We start from the raw sequence: 11,838 nt of genomic DNA, 5'->3' as shown, positions 1-11,838 counted from the left end.
CGCCTCCTAAGCACGCGCGCGGGTGCGCGGGTCGATGATCGAATAGAGCAGGTCGACGAGCAGGTTCGCGCCGAGCACCGAGAGGGTGATCACGAGGAAGATGCCCTGCATCAGCGCGTAGTCGTTGCTGCCGACGGCTTGCAGCAACGCCGAACCGATGCCCGGATACGAGAAGACGGCCTCGGTCACGATCGACCCGGCGACGACGAAGCCGAGCGAGATCGCGAATCCCGCGACCGAGGGCAGCACCGCATTGCGGGCTGCGTACGTCGTCATGATGCGGCGTGAACGCAAGCCCTTCGCCTCGGCGGTGACGATGTAGTCCTCGGAGAGGGTCGAGACCATCATGTTGCGCATGCCGAGCATCCACCCGCCGATCGAGGAGATCACGATCGTGAGGGCCGGGAGCGTGCCGTAGTAGATGACGCTGCCGATGAACTCCCAGGTCCAGCCGGGCGAGGTCTCGTAGACGTTGTACCCGCCGTTCAGGGGGAAGATCTGCCAGATGCTGCCGAAGGCGAACAACAGGATGAGCGCGAGCCAGAAGTAGGGCACCGACTGGAACATCGTGGTGACCGGAATGAAGTTGTCGAGCCACGAGCCACGCTTCCACCCGGCGAGCTGGCCGAGGCCGACGCCGAGCAGGAACGAGATGACCGTGGAGATTCCGATCAGGCCGATGGTCCACGGCAGGGTCTGCCCGATCACCTGGGAGACCTGCGTCGGGAAGAAGGTGACCGAGACGCCGAGGTTGCCGGTGAGCACCTGGCCGAGATACTGCCAGTACTGATCCCAGAGCGGCAACTGCGAATCCGTGCCGAGCAGGAGCTCGATGGCGTGTCGGGTCTCGGGAGTGACCGGCCCCTTCTGGGCCAGCTTCGAGAGCATGATGTCGACGGGGTTGCCGGGCATCCATCGGGGAATGAAGAAGTTGAGGGTCAGCGCTGCCCAGAATGCAACGACGTAGAACCCGACCTTCTGAAGTACGTACCGCATGCGGGGACGCCTCTTTCGCGGATCGAGGGGTGGATCGTCTGAAGGAGGTCGGGCCTGTCACTGGAGGGCGACAGGCCCGACCGTTTGCCGTCGGGCCCTACTTCTCCACGGGCGTCAGGTGCTTCAGCACGATGCCGTTGTCCCAGCTCTTCCACGAGACGGGCAGGGCGTACTTGTCATCGTTCGTCGGCCAGCCGACCGCGTGATCGGTGTTGAACTCCGTGAGCATCGAGTTCAGGTAGATCGGGATGTACGGCAGGTCCTTCGCGATGATGTCCTGCACGATGCCGTACTGCTCGATCTGTGCGGCCTCGTCGATCGTGGCGCCGGCCGCCCTGACGGCGGCGTCGACCTCGGGGTTGCTGTAGCGGGCGGTGTTGCCGGCACTTGCGGCCTCGCCGACCTTGACGGTCTGGTCGGTCACGTACCACTTGTTGTAGGTGAAGTACGGGTTGTTCGACGGCTGCAGGCCGATCGAGTCGAGCGAGAGCTGGAACGTTCCCATGGTCTGGTTGTTGTTCCACTCGTTCCACGAGAGCTGCGTCGGCTTCAGTTCGATTCCGACCTCGGCGAGCTGCTGCGTCATGGCGTCGTTCAGGGAGATGAAGTCGCTCCATCCCGAGACGGTCTGGATCGTGAGGCTGAGCTTCTCGCCGTCCTTCTCGCGGATTCCGTCTGAGCCCTCGACCCAACCGGCGGCGTCGAGGATCTCGTTCGCGGTGTCGTCGTCGGCGGTGTCGGGCGTCTCGACGTTCTCGGCGTTCGGAATCCACTTCGCGTCGCGAGCCGGCGGGATCATCGCGGGTGATGCCGCCTCGGCGAACCCGCCACCGGCGAGGGTGTTGAGCTGCTCGCGGTCGATCGCGTGGTAGATGGCCTGGCGAACCGCCGGGTCGGTCTGCGGCCCGGTGCATCCGAGGTCTGCGTTGGAGCAGGTGAAGATCGAGGCGGTCATCGCCGGGGTGTTCACGTAACTGAGGTTCTCGTGGTCTTTGAGGATCTGCTCGAGACCCGGAAGGTAGGAGCTCATCCAGTCGACCTGCCCGGCGAGCAGGGCCGCGCTCGCGGCATCCGCGGTCTCGAGCGAGATGTAGCGAACCTCGTCGATCTCGGGCTTGCCCTCTTCCCAGTAGTGCTCGTTCTTCTCGAGCACGTAACTCTGCGCGTTGAAGTCCTTCACGGCGTACGGGCCGGTGCCGATCGGGCTGCTGTTGATCTCGGTGATCGGGTCGGCGACATCCTTCCAGATGTGCTCGGGAACGATGCCGCGGTTGCCGAGCACGCTCGGCTCCTGCATGAACGACTGCTCTTGGAAGGTCAGCACGACGGTGTGGTCGTCGGTCGCCTCTGCGACGGCCGCGAAGCCGGAAGTGTTGAGCTCGGGCGTTTCGGCCACGAGGTTGAAGGTGAAGGCGACGTCGTTCGCGGTGAACGGTTCGCCGTCGGACCACTCGACACCCTCGCGGGTGGTGATGGTGAGCTGCGTGCCGTCGGCGTTCCACTCGAATCCGGTGGCGAGCACGGGCGTCGGCTCGTCGTCGGAGGCCGCGTTGTACCAGTAGAGCGACTCGAAGATGACGCCGAGGGTGGGCTGGAGGGCGGTGGGCGAGAACGGGTTGAAGTTCTCGGTAATGGTGCCGGTGGCGCCATTGAAGACCGTGATGGAGCTTCCGCCGTCGTCGCCATCGGCTGCCGGGGAGCAACCGGAAAGCGCGAGAGCGGCGGCGGCGACCGTGGCAGCGGCCACGCCGATCCGCCGTGCGAGGGGTGATTTCAGGGACATCGTCGAACCTTTCATCGGTGGTCCACCACGGTGCTGTGGCGGTGATGCGGCGCGCTTCACCGGGGTTGGATCGTGGCTGTCGTGCAAGCGAAGTGACCGTCGGGTACTTTCTTAGGCCACTTTATTAGGCAAGTCAAGTTATTCACGGACACACGAGTCGCCCATGCATCGCGGGCCGATCAGCACTCAGACGGCGACGAGGTGCACGAGCGCCGCGTGCTCGGGATGCAACGGGGGCGCCTGGATGCCGACGGCGGCGAGCGTGCGGCCGCTCAGTACGACCCCGTCGGGTGCCTGCCAGCTCGGCGCGGTGTTGTTCACCTGGAACGGCAGGTTCGGCCCGATCGCCCGCACCCGGTAACGGCGTTCGGGGTCGAGCCCCGGGATCCGCACGAGACCCGGAGGCCACGTCGACGGGCGCGCGAGGAGTGCGAACTCGAAGAGCGCCTCCGAGGCATCCGCTGCGACGATGCCGCTTACCTGGAGCTCGTCGACGGGATGATCGACCCGCACGGTGACCCCCGAGTGGATCAACGCGCGGAACCGCTTGTGCAGGGCGATCCACTCGGCCAGCTCAGCGCGCTCGGCCTCCGTGGCATCCGTGATGTTCCATTCGACGCCGTAGTGCCCGAAGAGCGCCGTCACCGCCCGGAACGACAGATCGTGCGTTCGCCCGGTCGTGTGCGAGCGCGGGCTGCCGACATGACTGCCCACCAGCTCCGGCGGCAGCAATTGCGCGGTCCAGCGCAAGATCTGCTGCCGCTCGAGCGGATCGATGCAGTCGCTCGCCCACACCCGGTCGGTGTGCTCGAGCACGCCGAGGTCGACACGCGCACCGCCCGATGAACACGACTCGATCTCGAGCGACGGATGCCGCTGCTTCAGTTCGGCGAAGAGGCGGTAGACGGCGGCCGTCTGCTCATGCACGCCGGCAGCGCCCGTCACGGTCGAACCGGCGTCGACGAGGTCGCGGTTGTGATCCCACTTGAGGTAGTCGATCGCATACTCGTCAACCAGCGCGCTGATGCGCTCGAGCACGTAGTCGTAGGCGGCCGGAATGGCGAGGTTCAGCACCTGCTGCTGCCGCGCTTCGAGGGGCATCCGCCCGCCGGTCTGCAGGATCCACTCGGGATGCGCCCGCGCAAGGTCGGAGTCGGGGTTCACCATCTCGGGCTCGAACCAGAGCCCGAACTGCATTCCGCGTTCGCGCACGCGATTCACGAGTGGATCGAGCCCATCGGGCCAGACCTCCTCGTCGACGAACCAGTCGCCGAGCCCCGCGTCGTCGCTGCGACGGCCGCGGAACCAGCCGTCGTCGAGCACGAACCGCTCGACGCCGACCTCGGCGGCGCGGTCGGCCAGCGCGAGCAGTGGCTCGAGTCGATGGTCGAAGTACACCGCCTCCCACACATTGAGGGTGACCGGGCGAAGGCTCGACGGATGCTGCGGCCGATCACGCACATAGCGATGGAAGCGCGCCGCCTGCTCGTCGAGACCGACACCGTACGAGCCGTAGACCCACGGGGTGCGGTAGCTCTCACCGCGCGGCAATGCGACCTCCCCGGGGAGCAGCAGCTCACCGCCGGCGAGCACGGTCTTGCCGCTCGTCATGCGCTCGAGATACGAGACGTGATTGCCGCTCCAGCCGACGTGCAGGCCCCACACCTCGCCGCTGCGGAAGGCGAACCCGCGCTCGCCCGCAACCAGCACGGTCGCGGCATCCGCACCGGTTCGACCGCGGCGGGATTCGCGCAAGTGAGTGCCGACGGTCACCTCGCGGCGCTGCGGCACCCGCTCCTTCGCCCAGCGCCCGGCCTGGTCGAGCGATTCGGTCACGACGGGTGGCACGGGGAGCGCGACGACGAGACGTTCGACGAGGTACACGCCATCGGCCGTGTTCGTCACGCCGGCTCGCGCGCGAAGCACGCCCGACGGGGTGAGTTCGAGTTTCAGCTCGAGCAGCAGCCCGGCAGCGGCATCCGTCGCCCGTGCCGTCAGTGAGTTCTCCGCGCTCAGCTCGTACTGCACGTCGACGAACTTCGGCGACCAGTCGGCGCCGGCGCGGCCGTCGACCACACGGTGCCCTTGCAACCCGGGCGCGCCCATCCACCCGGCACTGCCCTCGGGCACGACGCTGACCCGCACCGGTACATCCACCGCGTTCTCGAGCAGCGGAGCCGTCGTCGAGGCGAGCGCGCGAAGGTCATCGTCGGAGAGTCGGCCGAGATCGGCCCCCCAATGCACGATGGCGGGCAGCGCCGACGCCGGAGCGTCGATCACCACGCTCACACCATTCGCCCTGAGCTGGAGCACGGAGGGCGCGGCGGTCATGCGGCGTCTTCCTCCCGCAGCTGTCGCAGTGCGATGAGTCGGCGGTACCAGAGCGCGCTGTCTTTGAGAATGCGCTCCTGGGTCTCGTAGTCGACCCGAACGATGCCGAATCGCTTGGAGTAGCCGAACGCCCATTCGAAGTTGTCGAGCAACGACCAGACGAAGTAGCCGCGCAGGTCGACCCCCTTCTCGATCGCCTGGTGCGCAGCATCGAAGTGCCGGCGCAGGTAATCGACCCGGTCATCGTCGTGCACGGATCGCGACCCATCCGGGTTCTCGGTGACCTCGTCGTCGAACGCCGCACCGTTCTCGGTGATCATGAGCGGCAGGCCGGGGAACTCCTCGGTGATCGACTCGAGCAGTTCGACCATTCCCGCGGGGTCGATGTACCAGCCCATCGCGGTGACCGCGCCGGGTCGGTCGAGGTGGGGGATGTCGCTCGTTCCGGGGAACGCCGACGGCTGCGCAGACGCGTCGGCGTCGCGCACTGCGGCGCCCGGCCCGACGAGCGAGGTGCTGTAGTAGTTCACGCCGAGCACGTCGAGCGGCTGGGCGATGAGCTCGAGGTCGCCCGGCAGCACGAACGCCCAGTCCGTGATGTCACGAGTGTCGGCGATGAGGTCGTCGGGGTACGCGCCGCGCAGTAGCGGACCGGTGAAGATGCGGTTGCCGACGGCGTCGAGGCGGCGCACCGATTCCGCATCGCCGCGAGCCACGTGCAAGTTCAGGGTGATCGACATCTCGGCGGTCGCCGGCAGCACCGATCGCAACTCGCGAACGGCGAGTCCGTGCGCGAGATTCAGGTGGTGCGCCGCGGCGAGCGCGGCGGCGTTGTCGCGGCGGCCGGGTGCGTGCTCGCCCGAGCCGTAGCCGAGGAACGCCGAGCACCACGGCTCGTTGAGGGTCGTCCAGATGCGCACCCGATCGCCGAGTGCCTCGCCGACGAGCTTCGCGTACTCCGCGAACGCGAAGGCAGTGGCGCGATTGGTCCAGCCCCCATCGTCTTCGAGCGGCTGCGGCAGATCCCAGTGGTACAGGGTGACGACGGGCTCGACGCCGCGCTCGATCAGGCCGTCGACGATGCGCTCGTAGAATCCGAGGCCCGCGGCGTTGACGGCGCCGCGGCCCGTCGGTTGCACTCGGGGCCACGCGATCGAGAACCGGTAGGCGTCGAGCCCGAGGGAGGCGATGAGATCGAGGTCTTCATCGAGTCGGTGGTAATGGTCGTCGGCGACGTCACCGGTGTCGCCGTCGAGCACGGCACCGGGAACCCGCGAGAACCGGTCCCAGATCGATTCGCCGCGGCCGTCTTCGTGCACGGCTCCCTCGATCTGATACGAGGCGGTCGCCGAACCGAACATGAAGTTCTCGGGGAACCGCCGGTCGCCGCCCTGATCCTTCTGATCGCCATTGCTCATCGTCGAGTCTCCCGTTCTCACGTTCAAGTGCTCGGGCGGGCAATACGATCGCTCGCCAGAGATCTGCCATCACCCTCACCTCAGATGAAAGGGCTTTCTTAAGCTAGCAAACTAAGTCGCCGGTGGCGAACGGTCGAAACTTCAGTCGCGGGGCCACGCCTCGATGAAGCGCGAGAACAGGCGCGCGAACTCGGCGGTCTCGTCGGGGGTGAATCCGGCGAGCGCGGTCTCCACTGCGCTGCGACGCGTGTCGCGGGCGTTCGCGAGCAGGGCGCGCCCGGCACCCGTGAGCACGAGCGCGCTGCGCCGCGCGTCCGACGGATCCGCCTCGCGGCGCACGTGCCCGGCCTCGACGGCAGCCTGCACGAGCCGGCTCGCGCGCGGTTGATCGACGCCGATCGCGTCGGCGAGTTCGCTCACCGACGACGGGTGCTCTGCACCCTCGAGCGCGTCGAGCAAGCGGAAACGCGCCGCATGCGCGAGCCCGTGCCGCGTCGGGCCACCGGGGCCACCCGGGCCGCCCCAGCCACCCCTGCCGCCCCGCCGATGTCCGTGGTCCTCATGCTCGCCGTGCTCGCCGCGGTCGCCGTGCTCACCACGCTCACCGCGGTCGCCGTGCTCACCACGCTCGTGCCCACCACGCTCGTGCCCGCCTCGCCCGAAGCGCTCCGAGCGGCGCTGCAGGCGACGCCGTTCCTGGTCGCGGCGCATCATGACGAGCGCCTGTTCGATCAGGGTGATCGAGTCGCCCGACGCTGCGGCCGCGGCATCCGACCCTGAATGTTCGCCGGGAGGGACTTGACTCGATCCGTTCATGTATGTCATTGTACATATACATGTAATAGTGCATGCAATAGACCGGGTGCCGACACGGGCATGAGCGAGAGCCGCCCGTGCGCACCTGCCACAGCGAGCGAGCCTCCAGTGCCGCTCGCGACACCGATGCGCATCGCGCACGAAAGGAACACCCATGTCGAACAACGACGACATCACTCCAGACAGCAACACCAGCACCACGTCCATCCCGACGAGCCCGCGCCCCCTCGGCTTCTGGCTCCGGGTCATCGACCGTCGTCTCGACGACGGAATGCGCGAGCTCTTCGCCGCGGAGGGCATCACCCGCCGCGACTGGCGTCGCCTGAACCTCGTGGCCGGCACCGTCACCGACCCCCGCATGAGCGAGAAGCTCGCAGCGCGCCCCGAGCGCGTCGAGCCCCTCGTCGAGCGCGGCTGGGTCGAGGGCGAGCCCGGTGCCTGGTGTCTCACCGAGGCCGGCGAGGCCGCACGTGCCTCACTGCACGAGCGGGTCTCGTCGCTTCGTGCGAAGCTCGCCGGCGCCGTCAGCCCCGAAGACTTCGCGACGACACTCGCCTCACTCGAGGCGATCGCCCGCGAGCTCGGCTGGAGCGAAGACGAGCGGATGCCGCGCCGCCACGGCCGCGGCTTCGGCCGACGTCACTTCGGCGAGGGCTTCGGCCACCGTCACGGCGGCGGCTTCGGCCACGACCACGGCGATGCGGCCGACGGCGAGCGCGCGCACCGCGGACACCACCGCGGCCGCGAATGCGGAGAGCACGGTCACCGCGGCGAGCGGCGCGGCCGCCCCGAGCGCGGATCCCGGGGCGACGAGCGCAGCGCTGAGGCCTCCGGCCCTGCCACCGACTCGACGCCCGGCGCCGACCGCGCCTGATCGATGAGGCGGCGTGTCAGCCGCCCCAGCTCCACCTCACGAGGGGTCCGCTTCGAAGCGGGCCCCTCGTCGTTGCACGTGCCGATGGATCGCCCGCCCGACGAGCGACGCGGAGCATGGGATACCCGCGCGGCCGCGGTGAGCCCTGCAGGGAAGCTCGTCGTCGTGACCTGACCCGACGTTCAGCAGCCGTTGCACCGCAGTTCACCCGGTGCTGACTCGATGGATGGTGGCGAAGGCGCCGAGCTCGCCGTCCGACTTCCTGCCACCGAAAGGGCCATCTGCCCCATGCACAACATCAAGCGTGTGCTCATCTCGAGTGCCACCACCCTGAGTCTGGCCACGGGCTTGCTTCTGGTAGCCCCGACAGCTGCCGACGCGGCACCGGTCGGGGCTGTCGAAGCCGGCGCAGCCGCTCCAGGCGACGCCGTGCTCTACACCGAGGACTTCGAGTTCGCCGACCAGGCGCTCGCCTCCGGAGACAATGCCGACATCGGCTGGCGGTTCACGAAGAACGCGGCCGACAGCACCGCCGAGATCCGCGACGGTCGGCTCTACCTCGAGGGCAACCACTACGACACCGTCAACTACAACGGTGGCTCGCAGTGGCAGGACTACATCCTCGAGGCCGACTTCGGTCAGGCGACCGCCACCGGGTTCGGTGGCCTGCTCTACCGCGTCGCGGACGGAACCAGCTTCCAGAAGGCCGGCCTCGGCTACACCGGCAACGCCTCGCTCAACGGCTACCGCAATGGCTGGGTCAACGACGTCGCCGGGGTCAACCGGGTCTCCACCTCGGAGTCCCTCGAGCAGAACGTCCCGCTCCGGATGCGAGTCACCGTGCGCGGGGGCACCTCGACGCTCGAGATCGCGCGGTACGGGGCCGACGGCAGCCTCGGCGAGTTCACAACGCTGATGTCGATCAACAACATCCCAGGCACCCATGCCCTCGGCTCGATCGGATTGATGGTCAACAGCACCAACTACCCCGTCACCGAGGCCTGGCTGGACAACATCGAGGTCCGCGATCTCCCCGAGATCGACACCACGCCGGCGCTCAACGAGACCTTCGACGGCCCCGACACCGAGTTGGCGCCAGGCGCGAACCCCGAGAGCGGCTGGGTCTTCACCCAGAAGAAGGCATCAAGCACAGCAGCCATCCGTGACGGCCGACTGCACCTGAGCGGCAGCGGCTACGACACCCTGCACTACGAACCGGGCGCCGGCTGGCAGAACTACGTCGTCGAGGCCGACTACGGTCAGAACACCGACGCGGGCTGGGGCGGGCTTCTCTACCGGGTCACGAGCGGCACCAGCTTCCAGAAGGCCAGCCTCGGCATCGACAAGCTCGCAGCGCTCAACGGGTACGACGGCGGCTGGGTCAACGACGTGAGCGGCGTCAACCGGACCGCCGTCGAGCGTGGACTCGTCGCCGGCGAGCCGATCCGGATGCGCGTCCTCGTCAGCGGCAACGCCGCCACCTACTCGGTCGCCTGGTACGACGCAAACGGCGAACTCGGCGACTTCCAGCGCCTCCTGACGATCAGCAACATCCCGGCCCAGCATCTCGCAGGCACCATCGGCCTGATGACGAACAACGGTTCCGCCGTGGACGTCTGGCTCGACAACATCGTCGTGCGTCCGCTCACCGATTCCGAGGAGGCCACCTTCAGCGTCGCCGAGATCAACGTGCCCGAGACGGGGATCGTGAACCCGCCGACGATCATCGGCGACGCCGGCCACGCCGCGATGCTCGCCGCGGCCGGCGACGACACCCCCGCGGTCCAGTTGCTCGAGGTCGAGCCGGGGCTGGACCTCGAGGACTGGTTCCAGGCTCACGACGACCGGGTGATCCCGGCCTTCCGTGTGGACTCCAGCGACGAGGCGAGCACCGTGGCGTCCTACCTCGACAGCGCCGCGATCGCCGACGCCTTCGTGGTCTCCGACGACGCGGCACTGGTGCGGCAGGCCCGCGAGGAAGCGCCCTCGATCCGCGGCGTGCTGGAGTACGACGGCCCGACCACCACCAACGAGGAGCGCAAGGCGGCCAAGCGACTGGCCGACGACCACCTCGCCAACGTGCTGCTGCTGCCAGAGGGCACCGACAGCGACGACATCGTCTACTTCAACGCCCGGATGAACACGGTCTGGGCATACGCCGCTGACGCCGCCGGCGTGCACCGCGCCATCGCGGCCGGCTACAACGGCGTCGTGACCGAGCCCGCCCTCGCGACCGGCGTCTACGCAGGCATCACCGCACCCACCGTGAGCGGCAAGCCGCTCGCCATCGGTCACCGTGGATTCGCCGGCACCTCCGCCTACCCCGAGAACACCGTCCTCGGCTTCCGCAAGATGCAGGAAGCCGGCGTGAACATCGCCGAGGTCGACCTGCGCATGTCGAAGGACGGCGAGGTCGTGTTGATGCACGACACCACCGTCGACCGGACCGTTCCCGGCCGGACCGGCGCGCTCACGTCGTACACGACGGCAGAGCTGACGGCGATGGACGTCGTCGCGGGCGGCTACTCCGACAAGATCCCCACTCTGGAGCAGGCATTGGCCGCATTCCAGGGCGAGGATTTCGTCTTCACGATGCACATCAACATCACCACGGCGGCGATGGCGGCACGGATCAACGAACTGCTCGCGCAGTACGACATGTACGACCAGGTCGTCGTGTTCGCCAGCGTCGGCCAGACGACCAACTTCACTCCGGCGACGGTCCCGCACGTGTCGTTCGCGTTGGGATCGGCTTCGGACCCGCTGTCGACGACGGATGAGGAGGACGCGCTGCGGACCCTGCTCGAGATCACGGCACCGATCAACTACCAGCCGCTTCCCTACTCCTACCCCGTGGCACAGGACTGGGGCTTCTACTACAAGCTCGCCGCCCGCGGGCTGCTGTCGTGGTTGTCGACCAAGTCCAACGAGGCCGCCTTCGACGAGTTCATGATCACCCGCTTCGGCGCGGTGGCGAGCCTCGACGACGACCCGCGCTGGGCCTCCGACATCCAGTACGCCGTGAGCCCGGCCGCGCGCTCGCTCGCGATCGGCGATTCCTTCGACTCCAGCTGCACCGCACTGGCGGTCAAGGGTTCGGCCGAGCAGGAGTGCAGCGTCGTGCTGCTCAACGGTGACGCCCTCGGCGAGCGCGACGGAGACCTCGTCGCCGCGAAGGAAGGCGTCGCGCAGGTGGTGCTCGCTGCTGACGTATCCATCGATCGCAAGGCCGGCCCGCTGTCCTACCGGATCTACTCCGAGCCGATCGACGTCACAGTGCTGCCGAACGATTGGGAGCGCAAGCACCGCTACCGCTCCGGGGACCGGGTCTTCCACGACGGCTCGATCTGGCAGGCCGCACGGCCCACGGCCCTCGAGGAACCGGGCAGCAGGAGGATCCTCGGCGCCTGGCAGGAGATGGTGAACGCCGAGGACGGCACCGCCGTGTGGACCGCGACCCGCATCTTCCATCGCGGCGACGTCGTGATCCACGAGGGTGAGCGCTACGAGGCGAAGCATCTGACCCGCGGGAACCGCCCCGGCGGAAAGTTGAGCGCCTGGAAGAAGCTCGGCTGATCGACCAGCGCGGCTCGCGTGCTCGGGCACGCGGGCCGCGCAGC

At 68.0% G+C, this 11,838-nt stretch carries 8 protein-coding genes; 3 read left to right on the top strand and 5 right to left on the bottom strand.

The features are described from left to right. Positions 1-6: 6 nt before the first annotated feature. From AC1C2S_RS08795 to AC1C2S_RS08775, 5 genes are all read right to left on the bottom strand, one after another. Positions 7-996 carry an ABC transporter permease gene (locus AC1C2S_RS08795; protein WP_495352137.1) on the bottom strand — a complete coding sequence of 330 codons (990 nt, stop codon included), beginning with the start codon at positions 994-996 and terminating at the stop codon, positions 7-9. Positions 997-1,093: 97 nt separating this feature from the next. After that, positions 1,094-2,779 (bottom strand): ABC transporter substrate-binding protein, encoded by a 1,686-nt coding sequence (locus tag AC1C2S_RS08790; protein WP_495352136.1) that lies wholly within the window; start codon positions 2,777-2,779, stop codon positions 1,094-1,096. Positions 2,780-2,965: 186 nt separating this feature from the next. Then, a complete protein-coding gene (locus AC1C2S_RS08785) occupies positions 2,966-5,110 on the bottom strand; it encodes an alpha-galactosidase (RefSeq protein WP_495352135.1) in 2,145 nt (714 codons plus the stop codon). Next, positions 5,107-6,528: a GH1 family beta-glucosidase gene (locus tag AC1C2S_RS08780; protein WP_495352134.1), complete on the bottom strand. Its 1,422-nt coding sequence runs from the start codon at positions 6,526-6,528 to the stop codon at positions 5,107-5,109. Before AC1C2S_RS08780 ends, AC1C2S_RS08785 begins: the two co-directional genes overlap by 4 nt. A gap of 141 nt (positions 6,529-6,669) precedes the next feature. Further along, positions 6,670-6,987, bottom strand: coding sequence for a MarR family winged helix-turn-helix transcriptional regulator (locus tag AC1C2S_RS08775; RefSeq protein ID WP_495352133.1), 318 nt, complete (start codon positions 6,985-6,987; stop codon positions 6,670-6,672). 15 nt (positions 6,988-7,002) lie between these two features. On the opposite strand from AC1C2S_RS08775, the gene AC1C2S_RS08770 reads away from it, so the two are divergent. The 3 genes from AC1C2S_RS08770 to AC1C2S_RS08760 all read left to right on the top strand — a co-directional run bounded on the left by AC1C2S_RS08770 (position 7,003) and on the right by AC1C2S_RS08760 (position 11,794). Then, positions 7,003-7,308, top strand: coding sequence for a hypothetical protein (locus AC1C2S_RS08770; RefSeq protein ID WP_495352132.1), 306 nt, complete (start codon positions 7,003-7,005; stop codon positions 7,306-7,308). A 190-nt stretch (positions 7,309-7,498) separates the two neighbouring features. After that, positions 7,499-8,218, top strand: coding sequence for a MarR family winged helix-turn-helix transcriptional regulator (locus tag AC1C2S_RS08765; RefSeq protein WP_495352131.1), 720 nt, complete (start codon positions 7,499-7,501; stop codon positions 8,216-8,218). Positions 8,219-8,506: 288 nt separating this feature from the next. Then, complete coding sequence (locus AC1C2S_RS08760) at positions 8,507-11,794, top strand: glycerophosphodiester phosphodiesterase family protein (protein WP_495352130.1); 3,288 nt, start codon at positions 8,507-8,509, stop codon at positions 11,792-11,794. Positions 11,795-11,838: the final 44 nt, after the last annotated feature.

It is taken from the genome of Agromyces sp. Y782 (assembly GCF_059445405.1).
This window is presented reverse-complemented; position numbering and strand designations above follow the sequence as displayed.

What these genes read in the sequence shown, in the direction of transcription:
- AC1C2S_RS08795 (WP_495352137.1), bottom strand. Translation starts at nt 996, where the DNA reads ATGCGGTACGTACTTCAGAAGGTCGGGTTCTACGTCGTTGCATTCTGG.
- AC1C2S_RS08790 (WP_495352136.1), bottom strand. Translation starts at nt 2,779, where the DNA reads ATGTCCCTGAAATCACCCCTCGCACGGCGGATCGGCGTGGCCGCTGCC.
- AC1C2S_RS08785 (WP_495352135.1), bottom strand. Translation starts at nt 5,110, where the DNA reads ATGACCGCCGCGCCCTCCGTGCTCCAGCTCAGGGCGAATGGTGTGAGC.
- AC1C2S_RS08780 (WP_495352134.1), bottom strand. Translation starts at nt 6,528, where the DNA reads ATGAGCAATGGCGATCAGAAGGATCAGGGCGGCGACCGGCGGTTCCCC.
- AC1C2S_RS08770 (WP_495352132.1), top strand. Translation starts at nt 7,003, where the DNA reads ATGCGCGAGCCCGTGCCGCGTCGGGCCACCGGGGCCACCCGGGCCGCC.
- AC1C2S_RS08765 (WP_495352131.1), top strand. Translation starts at nt 7,499, where the DNA reads ATGTCGAACAACGACGACATCACTCCAGACAGCAACACCAGCACCACG.
- AC1C2S_RS08760 (WP_495352130.1), top strand. Translation starts at nt 8,507, where the DNA reads ATGCACAACATCAAGCGTGTGCTCATCTCGAGTGCCACCACCCTGAGT.